This window comes from Georgenia sp. EYE_87, assembly GCF_023148685.1.
In the GTDB taxonomy this organism is placed as follows: domain Bacteria; phylum Actinomycetota; class Actinomycetes; order Actinomycetales; family Actinomycetaceae; genus Georgenia.
Genome location: NZ_JAHXNL010000008.1, coordinates 176,352 through 196,208 on the forward strand (window position 1 = coordinate 176,352; position 19,857 = coordinate 196,208).

The 19,857-nt window shown below is 73.6% G+C and carries 20 protein-coding genes; 15 read left to right on the forward strand and 5 right to left on the reverse strand.

The annotated features are described in order from the left end of the window. The first annotated feature begins 139 nt into the window (after window positions 1-139). A complete protein-coding gene (locus KZX45_RS13275; RefSeq protein ID WP_248258217.1) occupies window positions 140-280 on the forward strand; it encodes a hypothetical protein in 141 nt (46 codons plus the stop codon). Window positions 281-454: 174 nt separating this feature from the next. Beyond that, window positions 455-829 (forward strand): thioredoxin, encoded by a 375-nt coding sequence (gene trxA / locus KZX45_RS13280; protein ID WP_248258218.1) that lies wholly within the window; start codon window positions 455-457, stop codon window positions 827-829. A 114-nt stretch (window positions 830-943) separates the two neighbouring features. On the opposite strand, the gene KZX45_RS13285 is transcribed toward trxA, so the two are convergent. Both KZX45_RS13285 and KZX45_RS13290 read right to left on the reverse strand, forming a co-directional pair. Further along, on the reverse strand, window positions 944-1,303 hold the full coding sequence (locus KZX45_RS13285) for a cupin domain-containing protein (protein WP_248258219.1): 360 nt from the start codon (window positions 1,301-1,303) through the stop codon (window positions 944-946). Window positions 1,304-1,367: 64 nt separating this feature from the next. Continuing rightward, the gene (locus KZX45_RS13290) at window positions 1,368-1,901 is read right to left on the reverse strand and encodes a CGNR zinc finger domain-containing protein (RefSeq protein ID WP_248258220.1); all 534 of its coding nucleotides are present in this window, start codon (window positions 1,899-1,901) and stop codon (window positions 1,368-1,370) included. A gap of 152 nt (window positions 1,902-2,053) precedes the next feature. On the opposite strand from KZX45_RS13290, the gene KZX45_RS13295 reads away from it, so the two are divergent. From KZX45_RS13295 to KZX45_RS13340, 10 genes are all read left to right on the forward strand, one after another. Beyond that, window positions 2,054-4,825, forward strand: a complete 2,772-nt coding sequence (locus KZX45_RS13295) for a PEP/pyruvate-binding domain-containing protein (protein WP_248258221.1) — start codon at window positions 2,054-2,056, stop codon at window positions 4,823-4,825. 11 nt (window positions 4,826-4,836) lie between these two features. After that, complete coding sequence (locus KZX45_RS13300) at window positions 4,837-6,075, forward strand: MFS transporter (RefSeq protein ID WP_248258222.1); 1,239 nt, start codon at window positions 4,837-4,839, stop codon at window positions 6,073-6,075. A gap of 302 nt (window positions 6,076-6,377) precedes the next feature. Next, entirely contained in the window at window positions 6,378-6,593 is a 216-nt protein-coding gene (locus tag KZX45_RS13305; RefSeq protein WP_248258223.1) for a hypothetical protein, read from the forward strand. A gap of 162 nt (window positions 6,594-6,755) precedes the next feature. Next, window positions 6,756-7,478, forward strand: a complete 723-nt coding sequence (locus tag KZX45_RS13310; RefSeq protein ID WP_248258224.1) for a GIN domain-containing protein — start codon at window positions 6,756-6,758, stop codon at window positions 7,476-7,478. A 39-nt stretch (window positions 7,479-7,517) separates the two neighbouring features. Further along, the gene (locus KZX45_RS13315; protein WP_248258225.1) at window positions 7,518-7,988 is read left to right on the forward strand and encodes an SRPBCC domain-containing protein; all 471 of its coding nucleotides are present in this window, start codon (window positions 7,518-7,520) and stop codon (window positions 7,986-7,988) included. A 225-nt stretch (window positions 7,989-8,213) separates the two neighbouring features. Next, window positions 8,214-8,510 carry a hypothetical protein gene (locus KZX45_RS13320; protein WP_248258226.1) on the forward strand — a complete coding sequence of 99 codons (297 nt, stop codon included), beginning with the start codon at window positions 8,214-8,216 and terminating at the stop codon, window positions 8,508-8,510. After that, window positions 8,507-9,886 carry a putative T7SS-secreted protein gene (locus KZX45_RS13325; protein WP_248258227.1) on the forward strand — a complete coding sequence of 460 codons (1,380 nt, stop codon included), beginning with the start codon at window positions 8,507-8,509 and terminating at the stop codon, window positions 9,884-9,886. The genes KZX45_RS13320 and KZX45_RS13325 overlap by 4 nt, the downstream gene beginning before the upstream one ends. Then, entirely contained in the window at window positions 9,883-10,560 is a 678-nt protein-coding gene (locus KZX45_RS13330; RefSeq protein ID WP_248258228.1) for a hypothetical protein, read from the forward strand. Before KZX45_RS13325 ends, KZX45_RS13330 begins: the two co-directional genes overlap by 4 nt. Further along, a complete protein-coding gene (locus KZX45_RS13335; protein WP_248258229.1) occupies window positions 10,557-11,234 on the forward strand; it encodes a hypothetical protein in 678 nt (225 codons plus the stop codon). Before KZX45_RS13330 ends, KZX45_RS13335 begins: the two co-directional genes overlap by 4 nt. Continuing rightward, window positions 11,219-11,965, forward strand: a complete 747-nt coding sequence (locus tag KZX45_RS13340; RefSeq protein WP_248258230.1) for a hypothetical protein — start codon at window positions 11,219-11,221, stop codon at window positions 11,963-11,965. The genes KZX45_RS13335 and KZX45_RS13340 overlap by 16 nt, the downstream gene beginning before the upstream one ends. A 96-nt stretch (window positions 11,966-12,061) precedes the next feature. On the opposite strand, the gene KZX45_RS13345 is transcribed toward KZX45_RS13340, so the two are convergent. Beyond that, window positions 12,062-12,877 carry a bifunctional allantoicase/(S)-ureidoglycine aminohydrolase gene (locus tag KZX45_RS13345; RefSeq protein WP_248258231.1) on the reverse strand — a complete coding sequence of 272 codons (816 nt, stop codon included), beginning with the start codon at window positions 12,875-12,877 and terminating at the stop codon, window positions 12,062-12,064. A gap of 104 nt (window positions 12,878-12,981) precedes the next feature. Beyond that, the gene (locus KZX45_RS13350; RefSeq protein WP_248258232.1) at window positions 12,982-13,521 is read right to left on the reverse strand and encodes a GNAT family N-acetyltransferase; all 540 of its coding nucleotides are present in this window, start codon (window positions 13,519-13,521) and stop codon (window positions 12,982-12,984) included. Between the two features lie 139 nt (window positions 13,522-13,660). Between KZX45_RS13350 and KZX45_RS13355 the strand changes: the two genes are divergently transcribed. Beyond that, window positions 13,661-13,870: a dodecin family protein gene (locus KZX45_RS13355; RefSeq protein WP_248258233.1), complete on the forward strand. Its 210-nt coding sequence runs from the start codon at window positions 13,661-13,663 to the stop codon at window positions 13,868-13,870. A gap of 7 nt (window positions 13,871-13,877) precedes the next feature. Here KZX45_RS13355 and ligD read toward each other — a convergent pair whose 3' ends face one another. Continuing rightward, the gene (gene ligD, locus KZX45_RS13360) at window positions 13,878-16,805 is read right to left on the reverse strand and encodes a non-homologous end-joining DNA ligase (RefSeq protein WP_248258234.1); all 2,928 of its coding nucleotides are present in this window, start codon (window positions 16,803-16,805) and stop codon (window positions 13,878-13,880) included. A 209-nt stretch (window positions 16,806-17,014) separates the two neighbouring features. Here ligD and KZX45_RS13365 point away from each other — a divergent pair, with 209 nt between their 5' ends. Together KZX45_RS13365 and KZX45_RS13370 are read left to right on the forward strand one after the other, a co-directional pair. Next, window positions 17,015-18,661 (forward strand): ABC transporter substrate-binding protein, encoded by a 1,647-nt coding sequence (locus KZX45_RS13365; RefSeq protein ID WP_248258235.1) that lies wholly within the window; start codon window positions 17,015-17,017, stop codon window positions 18,659-18,661. Window positions 18,662-18,779: 118 nt separating this feature from the next. Next, window positions 18,780-19,856 (forward strand): ABC transporter permease, encoded by a 1,077-nt coding sequence (locus KZX45_RS13370; RefSeq protein WP_374112591.1) that lies wholly within the window; start codon window positions 18,780-18,782, stop codon window positions 19,854-19,856. The last annotated feature ends 1 nt before the right edge of the window (window position 19,857 follow it).

The following is a 19,857-nucleotide window of genomic DNA, read 5'->3' on the forward strand; positions in this document are numbered from 1 at the left end:
AGCCCCTTCAGCGACCCGCCGCTCGCGCCGGCCCTACGGGGCGGGGCGTGCGGTGGCGGCGCGGCCCGGGCGGCCGTAGCGTCGAAGGTCCCCAGTTTTCGCGCGGTGGGTCCGCGCACCTCAGAAGAAGGAGCAACCGATGCGACTGATCCGTGGAGCCCTCAAGGGCGCGCTCGCGGCCAAGGCGATCCAGGTCGTGCGCCGGGAGGCCGCCAAGCCGGAGAACCAGCGCAAGGCGAGGGCCTTCGTCCAGAGGCTGCGCACCAAGGGCGCCCGCTGACCCGGCCATCGTGCGGCCTCCGGGTCACCTGACCGGCGCGACGCACCCCGTCGAGCCGGACGAAGCCGGACGAGGCCGGCGCCCCGGGCGGCCGGGGCGCGTCGCCGTCGGGGAATGAATCGGTACGCCGGGCGTTGTATCACCAGAGCAGCCACCAGACAGGAGAGACGACACATGGCGACCAAGAACATCACCACCGCAGAGTTCGAGCAGACGATCAGCGGCGAGGGCATCACGCTCGTCGACTTCTGGGCCGACTGGTGCGGCCCGTGCAAGCAGTTCGCGCCGATCTACGAGCGGGTCTCCGAGGCGAACCCGGACATCACCTTCGCCAAGGTGGACACCGAGGCCGAGCAGCAGCTCGCGGCCGAGCTCCAGATCACGGCGATCCCGACTCTCATGGCCTTCCGCGACGGCATCCTGGTCTTCTCCCAGGCGGGCGCGCTGCCGGCGAAGAGCCTCGAGCAGCTCGTCGACGGCGTCAAGGGCCTTGACATGGACGACGTCCGCCGCCAGGTGGCCGAGCACGAGGCCAGCCACCAGCACTGAGTGCCCGGCGCGAGGCCGGCCGGGCGTCGTGCCCGCGCCGCCCCTCCGCCCACCCGGGTGATCCAGGGCCCGCCCCGAACGGGGCGGGCCCTGCGCCGTCGCAGCACCCTGCCGCTACAGCAGCATCGCCTCGGGTCCCTCCAGCCACTCGGTCACGAACGTGTCGTTGGCGTGGACGTTCGTGGACCAGAAGGTCTCCGGGCCGATGACCGCGAACTTGTGGGGGGTGAAGCCGGGCACCACGAGCACCTGGCCGGCCGAGCCGACCAGCTCCTCCTCCCCCACGGTGAACAGCGCGCGGCCGGAGTGGATGACGAACGTCTCCGCATAAGGGTGCTTGTGCAGGTACGGCCCGGCACCGGGTTCCGCGGTGCTGGTGAAGATGAGCGAGACGCCCGCCTCGCAGCCGCGCCCCTCGAGCTGCTGGAGGCGCCCGCCGCCTGGACCGTCCCTGCTCAGGTCGATCACGCGCATGGTGAACCTCCTCGTCGGGCCGTCCGCCCAAGCATGCCGGGTCCACGGCCGCCCGGCGAGGCCGTCAGGGCGCCTCGAGCGCCGCGGCACGACGCCGGTGCTCGGCCACCTTGTGCCGGTTGAGGCACGTGGCGGAGCAGAACTTCCTCCGTCCGGCCGGCGAGGAGTCCGCGAAGGCGTCCGCGCACCGGCGTCCGCCGCACACCCCGAGCCGCTCCGCACCGCGCGTGTGCACCCAGTCCAGCAGCGTCACCCCCAGCGCACCGCGCAGGGGGCTACGCCCCTCCGGGACCTCCCAGACGACGTCGCCGCCCGGGGCGAGCACCGGCGTCGGGCCCGCCGGCGCCAGCAGCGCGTTGACCACGGGCGCGACGTCGCGCCCGTCGCCGGCCGCGACGAAGACCTCGTAAGCCGCGTCCGCCAGCACCTGCAGCTCCTCCGTCGCGCCGTCCCCCACCTGCTCGGCGAGGGGCGCGAGCACCTCGCGGAGCGGGCGATAGCCCTCGGCCTCGTCACCCGCGGCGGCTCGCGCACGCACCGCGTAGTGGTTCACGAGATCCACCACGTCGGCGATGTCGAGCCGAGGTACTGCGACCATCCCCAAATGGTAACCCCGTACCTAACTTCATGGGGTTACCTGGCGCGGCGCGGCCACCACCGTCTCGGCCCGCCAGACTTCCGCGGGGTTGATTCCACCGCGCGGCGGTCTATCGTCGATCCCGTCAGCGTGCCGACGATGTGGTGGCAGCTATGGACGGTGCACCGGGTTTCACGGTCTCCCAGACCCCGCCTGTCCTGGACCTCGCCGACGTCGGGCCAGCCATGGGCGCCGCGGTCGGCGGCAAGGCGGCCAACCTGGGGGCGCTTCTCGCGGCCGGCCTGCCGGTGCCGCCGGGCTTCTGCCTCACGACCGCCTGCTACGACCGGGCCGCCGAGGCCGCGGACCTCGGGCCGGTGCTGGAGGCGATGGCGGCCCGGGCCCGCCCCGGTCCGGGCCCGGAGCGGGAGTCGGCGGGACGAGATCCCGCCGGACCGGAGCCGGGAGGACAGGAGCCGGAGGGACAGGAGCCGGAGCGGTCGGGCGCGGCGCTCGCCCGGGAGGCCCGCACGCGGCTCACGGACGCCCCGGTCCCGCCGGGCCTTCGCGACGCCGTCCGCGCCGCGTACGCGCGGATGGGCGAGGACGTGCCGGTCGCGGTGCGCTCCTCGGCCACGGCGGAGGACCTGCCCGACGTCAGCTTCGCCGGGCAGCAGGACACCCACCTCGACGTGGTCGGCGCCGACGCGCTGTGGGACGCGGTCCGCCGCTGCTGGGCCTCCTTGTGGACGGACCGGGCGGTGGCCTACCGCGAGGCGCACGGGATCGACCACCGGACGGTCAGCATGGCCGTGGTCGTCCAGGAGATGGTGGACGCGGCGGTCTCGGGGGTCGTGTTCACGGCCAACCCGGTGACGGGGCGACGCGGCGAGGCGGTCGTCGACGCGGCCCCGGGCCTCGGCGCGGCGCTGGTGGGCGGCACCGTCAACCCCGACCAGTGGGTGGTGGACGTCGCCGCGGGCGTGATCCTGCGACGCTCGCCCGCCGCCGTCCCGGCGGTCGCCGACGGCACGGAGCCGTCCGGCGCCGGACCGGGGCCGTGCCTCACCGACCCCCAGGTGCTCGCGGTCGCTGCCCTGGGTGCACGGGCGGAGAGCCGTGACGGCCAGCCTCAGGACGTGGAGTGGTCCATGGACCAGCACGGGCGGATCCTGCTGGTGCAGTCCCGCCCGATCACCACGCTCTACCCGCTCCCGGACCCCGAGGACTCCCGCGACGGCGTCCGCGCGTACCTGTGCGCCAGCCTCCTGCAGGGCATCACCCGGCCGCTGACCCCCATGGGCCTGTCCCTCTTCGACGTCGTGCTCACCCGGTACCAGCCGCCGGGCGGCGGCCCCGCACCGTTCCGCTACACCCACCCGGGCCTTCGGCTGTACCTGGACCTCACCGGGGCACTGACCAGCAAGGGCGGCCGTGCCCTCTACACGGGCGCCATGCGGGTCGTGGACGCCCGCTCGGTCGTGCTCCTCGAGCGCCTCATGGCCGACCCGCGCTTCCCCGAGGCCGAGGGCTGGAGCCCCCGGTCACTCCTCGGGATCTACCGGTCCCTCCCGCAGCTGCAGGCGGTGCCCCACATCGTCGCCGCCCTCCTCAGGCCGGCCGCCGCGCGGGAGCGCAGCCGGCGCGCCGAGCTCGCCGTCCGACGGACCGTCGAGTCGCTGCCGACGCGGGCCACCGCCCGGGAGCGGCTGGACCTGGTCGAGCGCGTGCTCGACCGGCAGCTCATGACCGCCGTGCTCGACCAGCTGCCACCGGCGGTGGCCGGGTACGTCTGGTTCGGCGTCGCCCGAGGCCTGCTGGGGCCGCTCGCCCGGCGCGGGGAGCTGCCCGCCGTGCTCCGCGGGCTGCCGAACAACGTGACCACCGACATGGACCTGGAGCTGTGGCGGACGGCAACGATCCTGCGTGACGACGCGGAGTCCGCGTCCCTCTTCCGCGGGACGGCCCCGCAGGAGATCGCCCGTCGCTACGCCGAGGGCTCCCTGCCGGGCACCGCCCAGCGCGCCCTGCGGAAGTTCCTGGACTCGTACGGCCACCGGGCCGTGGCGGAGATCGACCTCGGTGCCCCGCGCTGGTCCGAGGACCCCACCCACATCGTCAACGTGCTCGCCAACTACCTGCGGCTCGGCGATCCCGAGCTGGCCCCGGACCGCCAGTTCGCCCGCGCCGCCGGCGAGGCCGAGGCGATGGCCGCGGAGCTCGCCAGGCGGGCGGGCGCCCCGCGGCGCCTCCGCGGCCGTGCGGTGGCGTACGGGCTGCGCCGCGCGCGGGAGGCGGCCGGCATGCGCGAGCAGCCCAAGTTCGCCTTCATCCTCGTGCTCGCCGGGCTCCGCGCCCAGGTGCGCCGGGTGGGCGAGGAGCTCGCCGCCGCCGGGCGGATCGACGAGCCGGACGACGTGTTCTTCCTCGACCTCACGGAGGCGCGGGTGGGCGTGCGCGGCGCCGACCTGCACGAGATCGTCACGGGACGGCGCCGGACCTACGAGCACGAGATGCGCCGTCGGCACGTCCCGCGCCTCCTGCTCTCCGACGGGACCGACGTCGAGGCCGCCGTCGCCGCCGAGGCCGCGGCCTCGCCGGGCGCGGCGCAGCTGCCGCCCGGCACGCTCGCCGGCGCCCCGGCCTCCGCGGGCTCGGTGACCGCCCGGGCGCGGGTGGTCCTCGACCCCTCCAGCGCTTACCTGGAGCCGGGCGAGATCCTCGTCGCCCCCTCCACCGACCCGGGGTGGACGCCGCTCTTCCTCACGGCCGGCGGGCTCGTGATGGAGATGGGTGGTGCCATGTCGCACGGTGCGGTGGTCGCCCGCGAGTACGGCCTGCCGGCCGTCGTCGGCGTGCCCGACGCCACCACGAAGATCCGCACGGGCCAGACGATCAGCGTCGACGGCGCGGCCGGGACGGTCACGACGGGATCGGAGCCATAGGCTCGGCAGCCATGACGTCCCCCGAGCCGAGCACCCGCGGCGCGACCCTTCCCGACGAGGCCCGGCGGGCCCGCTCCGCCGTCGCCGCCGTCTTCTTCACCAACGGCGCGCTCTTCGCCAACCTCGTGCCGCGGTACCCGGAGATCAAGGAGTCGCTCGAGCTCAGCAACGCCGTCTACGGCTCGGCGATCGCGGCCTTCCCGCTGGGTGCCCTGCTCGCCGGCCTGCTCGCACCGGCGCTGATCGCCCGGTTCCGCTCCTCCCGGGTGGCCACGGTGGGGATCGTCCTGCTCGCCGTCGTCATGCTGTCCGTCTCGTTCGCCCCCTCCGTCGCGGTGCTGGCGGCGGTCTTCCTCGTCGGCGGGGCGGTCGACGCCCTCGTCGACGTGGCCCAGAACGCCCACGGCCTGCGGGTCCAGCGGATCTACCGGCGCTCCATCGTGAACTCGTTCCACGGCCTCTGGAGCGTCGGCGCCGTGACCGGCGGCCTCATGGGCGCCGCGGCGGCCGGGCTGGAGGTTCCCCTGCCGATCCACCTGGGCATCTCGGCCGTGATCTTCTCGGCGGTCGCGCTCGTCGCGCTGCGCTCCATGCTGCCGGGGCCGGAGGACTCCGAGCGCGTGCCGGCGGCCGGCCCCGACGCCTCCACCGTCCCGGTGCGCACGGGACTGCGCGGGGTGCCGCGCGCGAGCCTCACCGCCCTGGCCGCGCTCGGCGTCCTGGCCGTGTGCGGCGCGCTGGTGGAGGACGCGGGCAGCTCGTGGGGCGCCCTGTGGCTGTCCGGCTACCTCGGCACGGACGGCGCGACGGCGGGGCTCGCGTTCGTGTCGCTGTCCCTCGCTATGACCCTGGGCCGCCTGACCGGCGACCGCGTGGTCGACCGGCTGGGGCAGCGGGCCGTCGTCCGGGGCGGCGGCATCCTGACGGCTGCCGGGATGGGTCTGGCGCTGGGGTTCCCGAGCGTCCCGACCACCCTCGTCGGGTTCGCGGCCGCCGGCCTCGGGGTCGCCACGCTGGTCCCCGCGGCCATGCACGCGGCCGACGAGCTGCCCGGGCTCCCCGTCGGCGTCGGGCTGACCGTGGTGAGCTGGGTGCTGCGGGTCGGCTTCCTGCTCTCGCCGCCGGTCGTGGGTCTGGTCGCCGACGCGACCAGCCTCCGGCTGGGGCTGCTCGTCGTCGTCGTCGCCGGGCTCGCGACGGCGCTGTGCGCAGGCGTCCTGGGCGGGCGTCGACCGCTGCCGCGCCTCTGAGCAGCTGCCGGTTGAGCGGGCGCCCCCGCGCCACGAACGCCTCCGCACAACGAACGCCCCCGCACACCGAGAGAGGCGCGGCCGACCAACCCGGAGCCTGTCACGCTGTAACCATCAGACCATTGACAGCAGGTTACGGAATAGGTAACCTTCATCACACGTTCAAGTGGTTACTCATAGCGAGCAGGCCGTCACGGCCTGGTTCCGGCGACGCGGACGTCGCCGCAGGAGGGCACCGCGAGGTGCCGGACGGCAGCCGTCCTGGCGAGGCCAGGCCGGCCGGAGTGTCGAAGGATCTGACCGTGAACCCCTACCTCGGCGAGACTCACGAGGTGCTCGCCCGCATCCACCACGACGAGCTGATCGCCCAGGCCGAGCGGGCGCATCTCCTGCGCGAGCTGCGCCGGCAGACCTGGGCCGACGGCGGGAGCCCCGCCGTCAGGGTGCTGCGCCGCGCCCGTGCCCTGCTGGCCAAGCACACCTACGAGCGTTCGCACGCCCCGCACCTGGCCCGCTGAGCGCGGAACGCCGCTGCCCCTCCCCGAGGGCTGCTCAGGGGAATCTCAGGGTCCGGATCAGGTGCGTCTCCGATACCCGCGCAGTCTCGCCGTCGCGAGACTGGGAACGCCGGGACACCGACGCGCCCGGCCGCGCCGAACGAGCAGGAGAGCCGACGAACCATGACCACCCGAACCCTCCCCGCCGCACTGGGCCTCCTCTCCGCCGTCGCCCTGGTCACCGCGGGGTGCGGCGTCGCTGGCCCGACGGGCCCGGTGACCACCGAGGAGCACGACGTCGACGCCGCCGTCACCGCCGTGCGCCTGGACGGCACCGGCGACCTCCGCGTGAGCACCGGCGGCCCCGCGGCGTCGCTCAGCGTCACCGCGCACGAGAGCACGCTGGACGAGCTGACCGCGGAGGTGCGCGACGGGGTGCTCGTGCTCGGCGTCCGGCCCGGGATGCGCCTGCGCGACCTCGGTCCGATCACCTACGACCTCGTGCTGACCGAGCTCCACGCCGTCGGCGTCCGGGGAACGGGTGACGTCGCCGCGAGCCTCACGCCGGTCGACACCCTCGAGATCACGGTCGACGGCACGGGGGACGTGCGGGCGACCGACGTCGACGTCGACGAGCTGCGGGTCGAGATCGACGGCACCGGCTCGGTCGGGCTCACCGGCACCGCACGTTCGCAGGAGGTGCGCATCGGCGGCACGGGCAGCTACGAGGGTGCGGAGCTGAGCTCCGAGGACGCCGTGGTGACCCTCGACGGCACCGGCAACGCGGACGTCGAGGCCTCACGGACCCTCTCGGCCACGGTGGACGGCACCGGATCGGTGACCTACGGCGGCGGGGCCGAGGTCACCTCCCGCGTGGACGGCCTCGGCTCGGTCCGCGAACGCTGAACGGGCGGTAGCCTTCGGCCACCGACCAAGGAGGCAGCCATGGACGTCGTCACCGATCCGTACGCACCGGTCGTCAAGGTCGTGACCGTGCCCGTGCCTGCCGCGGCGGCGTTTGAGGCCTTCACCCAGGGCCTGGACACCTGGTGGCCCTTCGCGACGCACTCGACGGCGGGAGGCCGGCGCGGCACGGTCGCGTTCGGTTCCGACGCCGGGGAGCCCGTGGTGGAGATCCACCCCGACGGCCGCCGCGAGATCTGGGGCACGCTCACGCGGTGGGCGCCGCCCGAGCTGCTGACCATGTCCTGGCACCCCGGTGGCGACCCGGCCCGCGCCACGGAGCTCGAGGTCCGGTTCGCCGAGACCTCCGACGGCACGCGCGTCCACCTGCGGCACACCGGATGGGAGGCGAGGGACGACGGCGCGGCCGCCCGGGCCGACTACGACACCGGCTGGGACACGGTGCTGGGGCACTTCGTGGACTCCCAGAGCTCGCCGGGCGTCCAGAGCTAGCCTCCGGAGGGCTCGGCGCGGCCCCGCCGGTACGTGACGCCTTCGCCACGTGACGCCTTCGCCACGTGGCGCCGTCGCCGCGGCCGAGCTCCGCAGACGCACCCCGGCATGCGGACGGACATGGGGAGAAGTCCCCGTGCGGGTGGCTGGCCCTCCCGTGCACGACTGCGCGAGAGTTGGCCCAGCAGCGTGCCGCCCCGGCGGCGCCACGAGCCTGGGGGAGACATGGCGGACGATCTGAGACTCGACACCGAGCTGCTCCTCACGACCGCCGACTCGTTGTCCGCGGTCCGCGACGAGTTCTCGACCGGCACCATGGGGAGCGACCCGGGGCTGGCCGAGGCGATCGGCCACGCCGCCCTCTACGGCCGCCTCGACTCCTTCCAGTCCAGCTGGTCCGTGCAGCGCGGCCGCATGGTCGAGAGCATCGACGTGCTGGGACGCACCATGGTCACCGTGACCGAGGCGTTCGCCGAGCTCGACGCCCAGCTGGCCGACGGCCTGGGCGGGGGGACCAGGTGAGCACCCCGCGCCCGTCCGGCTGGGAGGTCACCCGCGAGTTCTGGTCCGACCCCGTGCCCGGCGACCCGGGCGAGCTGCACGCCGTCGCCGGCCGGTACCGCGACGTCGCCGGGCACATCTCCGCGGCGGCGCAGGGGCTGCGGGACCTCGGGGACCTGGACCTGAGGTCCAAGGCGGTCGAGAAGTTCCGTCAGCGGGCGGCGGAGGTCGCGGACGAGATCGCCAGGGCGGAGCCGCTCTACTCCGGCGCGGCCGACGCCGTGGACGCGTACGCGACCGGGCTCGACGACGCGCAGGACAAGGCGGACCTCGCCCTCTCCGCCGTCGTGGAGACCGCCGGGCAGCTCGAGGCCGCGCGCGTCGCCGAGTCGGACGCCGCGCACGCCGCGCTCACCCAGACGCACCGGGAGCTCGCGGGAACCGTCCCCCTGCCCGGCGCCCCCGCGGACCCGGCGGCGGACCTGGCGGTCGCTCGCGCCCGGGTCGACGGGCTCCAGGGCGAGTTCGACGCCGCCGTCCAGCGCATCCGCGACGCCGTGGCGGACCGCGACGCGGCCGCCACGGCGGCCATCGGCGCGATCGGCGAGCTCGCCGAGACCAACGCGCTCAAGGACAGCTTCTGGGACAAGGCCGGCGACTTCCTCGGCGACGTCGTCGACTTCCTCGACAAGGCCCTCAAGGTCATCTCCGACATCCTCGACAAGTTCGAGATCGTGCTCCTCGTCGCCTCGATCGTGCTGCTGTTCATCCCCGGCGGCGGGCTCCTCGTGATGGCCCTGCGGGTCCTGAGCGCGCTCGCCAAGATCCAGCGGGTCGTCAAGGTGGCGCGGACGACGGTCGACGTCATCCAGGTGGTGCGCGGCAAGAAGTCCGCGATCGAGTTCCTCACCGGCCTCGCCAAGGGCCAGGTGTCGAAGCTCGCCGGCAAGGGCGTCCAGAAGGTCGCCGGCAACGTCCTGGGCCGGGTGCTCAGCCGCACGGGCCAGGGCACGCTCTTCGCCGCCTCCAACCTCGTCCCGGTCACCGCCGAGATCGACGCCGTGCCGGCGACGTTCGCCTCCGGCAACCGCAACTACGTGCAGATGGCGATGCTGAACGACTCCTTCCGCGGCGCCTACAGCAACAGCGAGCTCGCCGGCCTCGCCACCCGGGCGGCGCTCGTCGAGGGCGGTGCGCACGCGACCAAGGAGTATGCCGTCAAGCCGGCCGTCGACGCCGGCAACGACTGGGTGAACAACCAGCTGACCCGGCACAGCCTCGCGAACGGCGGCAACCCGTACCTGTTCGACTGGAACGACCCGCTCGGCGAGCCCCAGCCGTTCTCCGACTACCGTCAGCAGATGGACAAGACCCTGGTCGACGGCGGTGCGAGGTGAGCCGGCTGTACTCCGTCACCGTCCCGCCCGGCTGGGTCCGGCTCGAGCTCGACGGCGACGACAGGGCCGAGAAGCAGGTGCGCGCCCTCGTCGACCACCTGACCGCGTCGGTGCCGCGCGACAGCGCCCCCGCCCTGCGGCGCCCGATCGAGAATCAGCTGCGCGACCTCGTCGCCGACGCCCGGGCTCGTGGCGCCGTCGATCTCCTGGTGCCCGTCGACCGGGTGGCGGGACTGACGCTTCCCGCGTCGGTGATGGCCACGGTGGTCACGGTCCCCGAGGCCGGCGCGGCATCCCACGAGGACGTCCTCGTGGCGATGGTCGCCCGCGGTTCCGGCGAGCCGGTGGCCGTCGGCGACGCCGTCGCGGTCCGCTCGCTCACGCGGCGCGACGTCACGGCCCAGCTCGAGGCGGAGGTGACCGCCGCCGAGCGCGCGCTCCAGGCCGCCGGCGCCCCGGCCGGCCCGCTGGCCGGCACGCTCGACGACGTCGAGCCCGCCGAGGGCGCGACGAGCCGACACGTGCGCTACCTCCTCGGCATCCCCGGCCGTCCGGCGGAGTTCCTCGCCCTGACGCTCGCCGTGCTCGAGCCCGCCGACGACCCGGAGGCCGAGCTGGGCGACGCGCTGACGGAGCTCTTCGACGCCGTCGTCTCCACCCTGCGGTGGTCATGAGCGCACGGGTCCACCTCTCCCCCGACCCGCGGGTCTGGGTCCCCGTCCCGATGACCTGGCCGACGGCGCGGCACCCCTCCGCCGAGGCGTGGGCGCGGGAGGCAGGCCCCGCCCTCGTCGTCGACCAGGGGATCGACGACCCCGAGCTCGGCGAGCGGCTGAGCATCGTGCTGACCGCTGTCGCAGCGACGACCCACCCCGAGCACGTGCAGGCCCGGTTCCTCCACCTGCCCGACGTGCGGGCCGGGTTCATGCTGCTCGAGGTCTCCGCCGTCGAGACCGACCCCTCGGCCAACCGGCACCTCGTGCACCGGGGCCTGACCGAGGCCGACCGCGAGCCGGACGTGGGGGCCGTGCAGGTGCACGACGTCGCCCTCCCCGACGGGCACCCGCTGCTGCGGGTGCTGCGCTTCGACCGTCCCCCGCCGACCGGTCCGCTCATCGGGATCCTCCGCCACGCCGTCCGGCTGCCCGCCGCCCCGGGCGTGCGGGGCGCCGTCGACGTGGCCACGACCATCACCGGCACGGACATCGACGCCCTGCTCGGCACCCTCGGCGACGTCGAGGCGCTGCTGGAGGACGTCCACTGGGTCGTGGACGACGCCGACCAGGGGCATGAGCGACGTCCCGCCGGGACGGCCGAGACGAAGGAGAAGTCGTGGACGGCGAGCTGAGCACGGGAACCGTCGTGATCCTCGTGGTGGTCGTGGCGGTCGTCATCGCCGTGACGGTGGTCGTGCAGGGCCGCCGTGAGTCCGCGTACCGGGAGTCGAAGCGGTCCTTCTCCCGCGGCGGCGGATGGCGCCGGTTCCCCGCGGACATCCTGGCGGACGAGTGGGCGGGCGGGCCGTTCCGTCCCGGCCGCGACGGCTACGCGGCGGACGTCAACGTGACGGAGCGCGAGGGCCTGCGCACGTTCTTCCTCAAGTACGTCTACCTGACCACCGACCAGATCATGGCCGACGGGCGCAGCACGAAGAAGGAGCACCTGGTGATCGGCGTCGACCTGCCGGCGTCCCTGCCCGCGATCACCCTCGAGCGCGGCGCGCGGGCCGGGATCGGGGCGGCCGTGGGAGGCCAGGACATCTCCGTCGGGCACCCGCAGATCGACGGTGCCTGGCGGATCACCTCGGGCGACGAGGAGTACGCCCGCGCGCTCGTGCAGGGGGCGTTCGCGCACGCCCTGTCCGTCCCCGAGCTGCGTGGCGGCAACCTCCGGCTGAGCGGGGCCACGCTGATGTGGTGGGAGAAGGGGTTCGATCTCACCGAGGTGCTGGGGACGGTCCAGCGGGTCGAGCCGGCGCTCGTCGCGCTCGCCCGCGCCGTGCCTGCCGAGCTGGTACGGCGCTACGGCACCGAGCCGCGGCCGCTGCTGCCGGCCGCGCCGGTGCCGCCCGCCTCCTGAGGGCCGCGCCGCACATCCCCTTCGGGCCAGGGTGGCCCTCCTGAGGGCCGGGCGCCCGGGCGACGTCGCCCGGGCGAGCAGCTGCCTGCACGTCCCTCAGAGGACGATCTGGCGGTTGACGTCCTTGTAGAGCAGGTAACGGAAGTTCGACGGCCCCCCGGCGTAGCAGGCCTGCGGGCAGAACGCGCGCAGCGACATGTAGTCGCCCTCCTGGACCTCGACCCAGTCGCCGTTGAGGCGGTAGACGGCCTTCCCCTCGAGCACGTACAGGCCGTGCTCCATGACGTGCGTCTCCGCGAACGGGATCGAGGCCCCCGGCTCGAACGTCACGATGTTGACGTGCATGTCGTAGGCGAGGTCGTCCACCGGCAGCATGCGCGTGGTGCGCCACTTGCCGTCCGTGTCCGGCATCGGCGTGGGCTCGATGTCCTGCTCGTTGCCGAAGACCGGTCGGGCCACGTAGCCCTCGAGCGGCTCGTAGGCCTTGCGGATCCAGTGGAACTGGACCGGCACCGTGCCGGCGTTGCGCACGTGCCAGCTCACCCCCGCGGGCGCGTAGGCGAAGCCGCCTGGCGCGAGGACGTGGGTCTCGCCCTCGATCGTCACGGTCAGCTCGCCGTCGACGACGAGGACGAACCCCTCCACCGTGGTCTGCGGCTCGGGACGGCCGGACCCGCCGCCCGGCTCGACCTCCATGAGGTACTGGGCGAACGTGGTGGCGCCGCCGGCGACCGGGCGGTTCAGGATCCACGCTCGGGTGTCCGCCCAGTCGGGGATGACGCTGGTGACGATGTCGCGCAGCACGCCGCGCGGGATGACGGTGTAGGCCTCCGTCACGATGGCCCGGTCCGTGAGGAGGTCCGTCTGCGGGGGCAGCCCGCCCGGGTTGGCGTAGTAGTGCGTCTGCGACATCCGAGAGCCTCCGCTGGGTCGGGACGGGTGACGCGCCCATCATGGCGTCTTCCGTGTCGTGGACCAACCCTTCCGTCTGCGCGCCGGTCCCTACGGCGGGTCGCTCAGCTCGCGGGCGCGGCCGCTCGTGCTGCGGCGGGACGGTAGGTGGACGTCCCGAAGCACACACTGAGGTCGGCGATCTCGGCGTAGGGCTCGAACGCCGGGATCCGGCGCCAGCCGCGCGCCTCGTAGAGAGCGAGCGCCTCGGGCTGCAGCGTGCCGGTGTGGAGCACTACCGCGTCGTCGCCGGAACGACCGGCGGCGGCCCGCAGCTCCTCCAGCAGCAGCGTGGCCAGGCCGCGCCGGCGGTGGCCGGGGGCGACGTAGAGCTTCTTCACCTCCTGCCGGGCCGGGGCGCCGTCGACGTCGACCGGCCGAGGGAGGGTGTGCAGCGACCCGCAGGCGACGGTCTCGTCGCCGTCCTCGACGACGAGCGTCAGGGCGATCTGCTCGGGCCGGGGCGACAGGAGCGGGCCGAGACGGTCCCCCTGGTCGGCGTAGCGCGGGTCGAGCTCGGCGCTCATGGCCGCGCGGAGGCCGGCGGCGGCCGGGTCCTCCCACGCGACCTCACGGACCTGGAGGGTGCTGGCGTGCCTGGGCATGGTGACGATGTCTACCATCGCGGCCCGGCGACGGCGCGGCCCGGTCCAGCCGGTGGGCCGCCGCGGGCCCGTCGGCGTTGCACGCCGCCCTGCCGCGCTGGACGATGGCCTCTCCGGATGGTTCTACGAAGGAGTAGCCATGACCGCTTCGGTCGCACGTGTCACCACGATCAGCGTCCGCTCCGACACCAGCTTCGACGACGCCGTGAAGGCTGGCGTGGAGCGCGCGTCCCAGACGTTGCGTCATGTGTCGGGCGCCTGGGTGAAGGAGCAGAAGGTCGAGCTGACCGACGGCAAGGTCAGCAGCTACCACGTGGTGCTGGAGGTCACCTTCGTCCTCGACGACTGACCGCCCGTCAGGGCCGCTCGACCACCACGTCGCCGGGAGTCTTGTCCGGGCGCCACCCGCGCCAGCGCGGGTGGCGCATCCGGCCGTCCGTCGTCCACTCCGACAGCGCCACCTCCGCCACGCGGGTGGGGCTGACCCAGTGGGCGTCGCGCGCGTCGAGCCGCGGCACGTTCGGGACCGGCGGCGTGCTCCGGGAGATCCGCCGGAGCTGGCCGACCCAGTCGCGGGTCTCCCGCTCGGTGAAACCCGAGCCGACCCGGCCGGCGTAGCGAAGCTCGCCGTCGTCCCCGGGCACAGCGAGCAGCAGCGACCCGACCGCACCGTCCCGCGACCCCTGCCCGGGCCGCCACCCGATGACGACGGCCTCCTGGGTGAGCAGGTGCTTGATCTTCACCCACGCCCGCGAGCGCCTCCCGGGCGTGTAGCCGGAGTCGCGCCGCTTCGCCATCACCCCCTCCAGCCCCCACCGACGTGACGCGTCCATCGCCGCCGCGACGTCGCCCTCGAACGCCTCCGGGATCTCCACCCGGGGATGGCGACCCGGGTCGACCACCTCGCGCAGCCGCGCGCGCCGCGCGTCGTAGGTCTCGCGCAGGAACGATGTCCCGTCCGCCTGCAGGATGTCGAAGAGCATGAGATGCACGGGCGCGCTCTGGGCGAGCCGGGCGATCTCCCGCCCGCGCGTGAGGTTGAAGCGCTGCTGCAGCCGCGAGAAGCTCGGCCTGCCGCGCTCGTCGAGGGCGACGATCTCGCCGTCGAGCACCGCGCGGTCCGCGCCCGTCACCGCCACCGCGACGTCCCCGAGCTCGGGGTAGAGGGCCGTGACGTCGTTGCCGTTGCGGCTGACCAGCCGAACCTCCCCGCCCTCGACCTCCACGATCGCCCGGACTCCGTCCCACTTCATCTCCAACGCCCAGTCGACGTCCGCGGTGAGGTCCCGCTCGTCCCCGAGCGTCGCCATCATCGGCGACGGCGGGGCCCCGCGCCGGCTCGGGCCCCCGGCCGAGGTGCCGCCCACGCCCGAGCGCTCGCCCGAGCCCCCGCCCGAGCGCCCATGCTCGCCACGCTCACCCGAGCCACCACGCTCGCCCGAGCCACCACGCTCGCCCGAGCCACCACGCTCGCCCGAGCCACCACGTTCACCCGAGCCACCACGCTCGCCGAGTGCGACATTGTCCGCCTTATGAGCGCCGCTTCGGACGGATTTCGTCGCACTCGGCGTTGGGCGGGAGCGATCGCGCGCACCGCCGCCGCCGGCACCGTCGTCCGCACCGCCGCCGGCAGCAGCGTCGTCCGCACTCCCGTCGCGGGCTCCTCCGACGCGGGCACCGTTCCGCGCCGGGCGCTTGCGACTCCCCTCCCGCGCGAGACCCTTGCGCGCGCCCTCCCGCTTCGCGACGCGCGCGACCCGGCTGGACTCCATCAGGTGGATGAGCCAGTGGTTCTCCTCCCCCGCGCCGCCGCGCCCGCCGGTGCGGATCAGCGCGACCCGGGCGCGGTCGCCCGGTCCGTCCGGGCCTGCGAGGCCGCCGTCCGGCCGTCCGGAGAGGGTGACGATGACCTCCTTGCCCTCGTGCCACTTCTCCAGCACGTAGGTGCCCTCGTCCCAGATGCGCACCTCGCCGCCGCCGTACTCCCCCTTGGGGATCGTGCCCTCGAACGAGCCGTACTCCATCGGGTGGTCCTCGGTCTGCACGGCGAGGTGGTTCTCCGTCGGGGCGACGGGCACGCCCTTGGGCAGCGCCCAGCTGACCAGCACCCCGGCGTGCGCCAGGCGGAAGTCGAGGTGCCACCGGCTGGCGTGGTGCTCCTGGATCACGAAGGACAGCTCCGTCCAGCTGCCGGTGACGGACGCCGGCACGGGCTCGGGGGTGAGCGAGGGGTCGCGCATCGCGCGGTAGCGGGCCAGCCGGTCCCCCACCGCGAGCGCCGAGCGACCCGGCGCCCCGGCTCCACCCCCGGCGACGACCTCGCGCTCGGCGTCCGCCCGTCGCGCCGAGTCCTCGGTGCGCTCGCCGGGGTCCGCGTAGGGCACGTCGCCGCCGCCGTACAGCTCGGCCATGGGGTCCCCGCGCCGGCGCACCCGCTCCAGCACCTCCTCGTACTCGAGATGAGTCAGGTCGGGCCGTTCGAGCTCGTCCCACGTGCGCGGGGCGGCGACGGTGGGCCGGTGGCGGCCGCGGAGCGAGTACGGGGCGATGGTCGTCTTGGCGGCGTTGTTCTGCGACCAGTCGACGAGGACCTTCCCGCCGCGCAGCGACTTCTTCATGTCCGAGACGACGAGGCCCTTGTGGTCCGCCTCCAGCGCCCGCGCGAGCTCGTGCGCGACGGCGTTGACCTCGTCGGAGGTGTGCGAGCCGTCCAGCGCCGCGTAGAGATGGATGCCCTTCGAGCCCGAGGTGACGGGCACCGGGGTCATCCCCATCCCCTCGAGGAGCGGCCGGGCGATCAGCGCGACCTCGGCGCACTGCGCCAGGTCCGCGCCGGGGCCTGGGTCCAGGTCCAGGACGAACCGGTCCGGGTTGCGCGGGCGCCCGTCGGAGCCGAAGCGCCACTGCGGGACGTGGATCTCGAGGGCGGCCACCTGGCCGAGCCATGCCAGCGTGGCGGCGTCGTCGACGAGGGGGTACGTCTTGGGACCCGAGGAGTGCTCGATGTCGGCCCGAACCACCCACGACGGCGCGGAGGACTCGAGGTCCTTGACGAAGAAGAACTCCCCGGGCCGCTCGGCGGTGCCGACGCCGTCCGGCCACCGCTTGCGGGTGGCGGGCCGGCCCGTGCAGTGCGGGACCATCACCGGGGCGATCCTGGCCAGGTAGCCGAGGACGTCGGCCTTGGTCGTCCCGGTCTCCGGGTAGAGCACCTTGGTCAGGTTGGTCAGCCGCAGGAGCCGCCCCTCGATCTGCACGGTCTCGGGCTGATCGCGGGTGGGCATGGGCTCATCGTGGCGCGGCCCGCAACGGCCCGCACGCCACGTGGCTGTTGGTTGCAGTTCCGCATCGTGGGACAGATCCGGTCATTGCCTGTCACAACGATGTGCTAGACAAGGCCCTCCGAGACGTGGGTCACACCGCGTGCGGGACAGCGCGCAACGTCGCGCGGGGACGGGCGCACGAGGCGCCCGCCGGAGCAGAAGAGGATGACATGGCAACAGCTGGAACCCGGCGTCGCGCGCTGTGCGCGGTCGGCGCCTCCGCGGCCCTCGCTCTCGTGCTGGCCGCCTGCGCGGAGACCGACGACCCCGGCACCACCGAGGGCACCGACGGCGCGACCGGCGGGGGCGGCGGCTCCCTCGTCGTCGGCACCACCGACGTCATCACCAACCTCGACCCGGCCGGCTCGTACGACAACGGGTCCTTCGCCGTGCAGAACCAGGTGTTCCCGTTCCTGATGAACACCCCGTACGGCAGCCCGGACGTCGAGCCCGACATCGCCGAGTCGGCCGAGTTCACGGCGCCCACGGAGTACACCGTGACGCTCAAGGAGGGCCTGACGTTCGCGAACGGCAACGAGCTCACGGCCTCGGACGTGAAGTTCTCCTTCGACCGCCAGCTCGCCATCGCCGACCCGAACGGCCCCTCCTCGCTGCTGTACAACCTGGACAGCGTGGAGGTCGCCGACGACCTGACCGCCGTGTTCAACCTGAAGAACCCCGACGACCAGATCTTCCCGCAGATCCTGTCCTCGCCCGCGGGCCCGATCGTGGACGAGGACGTCTTCAGCGCCGACGCGATCACCCCGGCCGACGACATCGTGTCCGGCAGGGCGTTCGCCGGCCAGTACGAGATCACCGACTACACCGAGAACGAGCTCATCCAGTACAAGGCCTTCGACGGCTACGACGGCCTGCTGGGCGCCCCCGAGACGGCCACGGTCACGGCGCAGTACTTCACGGAGGAGACCTCCCTGAAGCTGGCCGTCCAGGAGGGCGACGTCGACGTCGCGTTCCGCTCGCTCAGCCCCACGGACCTCGAGGACCTCCGCGGCGACGACAACGTCACCGTCCACGACGGGCCGGGCGGGGAGATCCGCTACATCGTCTTCAACTTCAACACCCAGCCCTTCGGGGCCGAGACCGCCGAGGCCGACGAGGCCAAGGCGCTCGCCGTCCGTCAGGCCGTGGCGCACCTCCTCGACCGGCAGGCCCTCTCCGAGGAGGTCTACGCCGGGACGTACACGCCGCTGTACTCCTTCGTGCCCGAGGGTCTGACCGGCGCGATCGAGCCGCTCAAGGACCTGTACGGCGACGGCGACGGCGGGCCCGACGGCGACGCCGCGGCCCAGGCGCTCGAGGACGCCGGCGTGGAGGTCCCGGTCGAGCTGAACCTGCAGTACAGCCCCGACCACTACGGCAACTCCTCCGACGAGGAGTACGCCCTCATCGAGAGCCAGCTCGAGGCCGACGGCCTCTTCGAGGTCAACCTGGCCTCGACGCTGTGGGACGCCTACTCGACGGAGCGCCGCGAGGACCTCTACCCCGCCTACCAGCTCGGCTGGTTCCCGGACTACTCCGACGCGGACAACTACCTCACGCCGTTCTTCCTCACCGAGAACTTCCTGGGCAACCACTACGAGGACCAGGAGGTCAACGACCTCATCATCCAGCAGGCCACCACCGCCGACGAGGCGGAGCGCACCGCGCTCCTCGAGGAGATCCAGACCAAGGTCGCCGAGGACCTCTCCACGGTGCCGTACCTGCAGGGCGCCCAGGTCGCGGTGGCGCAGCAGGACGTCCAGGGCGTCACGCTCGACGCGTCGTTCAAGTTCCGCTACGCCACGCTGACGCGCTGACGGCGGGGGTGCGGCCGCCACGAGCGGCCGCGCCACGCCCCGCGCACCGGACGAGGGTGCCGCCGCGGCGGCACCCTCGTTCACGTGGTCGAGTTCCCCAGCGAAGGAGTCATCACCGGTGACGATCGTCGACGACCGGACCGTCGAGGCGGCCCCCACGGTCAAGACGCAGGGGTCAGGGCTGGGACGCTACGTCCTCGTCCGTCTCCTGCTGATCTTTCCCACCGTCCTCATCCTCGTCACGCTGGTCTTCTTCCTCATGCGGGTGGTGGGCGACCCGATCACCGCCTCCGTGGGCGGCCGCCTGACCGAGGCCCAGCTGGCCGAACGGATAGCCGCCGCCGGGTACGACCGGCCGATCCTCGTCCAGTACGTGGAGTACCTCGGTCAGATCTTCACGGGCGACTTCGGCCGGACGCTCACGGACAACCGCGAGATCAGCGACATCCTCCTCACCTACGGCACCGCCACCCTCGAGCTGGTGCTCTACGCGCTCGTGGTGGCGTTCGTCGTCGGTGTCCCGCTGGGCATGCTTGCCGCCTACCTGCGCGACCGCTGGCCCGACGCCGTGCTGCGGGTGTTCGCGATCCTCTGCTACGCCACGCCGGTGTTCTTCGCCGGTCTCCTGCTCAAGCTCGTGTTCTCCGTCTGGCTCGGCTGGTTCCCGTTGTCGGGCCGGGCCAGTCCGAACGTGCAGCTCGTCCTCGGGCGGATCTCCGGCTCCACCGGGATCAACATCGTCGACGCACTGCGCACCGGCCGCTGGGACCTCATCAGCGACGTCCTGCTGCACGCGGCCCTGCCGGCGATCGCCCTGGGCCTCCTGACCGCGGGCGTGTTCCTGCGCCTGGTCCGGACCAACCTCATCGGCACCCTCGGACGCGACTACGTCACCGCGGCCCGGTCGCGGGGGGTGAGCGAGCTCCGCCTGGTGCGCAAGCACGCGTACAAGCCGGCCCTCATCCCGATCATCACGGTGATGGGGATGCAGATCGCCCTGCTGCTGGCGGGCGCGGTGCTCACCGAGACCACGTTCGAGTGGCGCGGCCTGGGGTTCCAGCTCGTGCAGTACCTCGGCGCCCGCGACTTCGTGGCCGTCCAGGGCATCGTCGCGCTGCTCGCCGTGATCGTGGCCGTGACGAACTTCGTCGTCGACGTCCTCGCGGCGCTGATCGACCCGAGGGTGAGGTACTGAG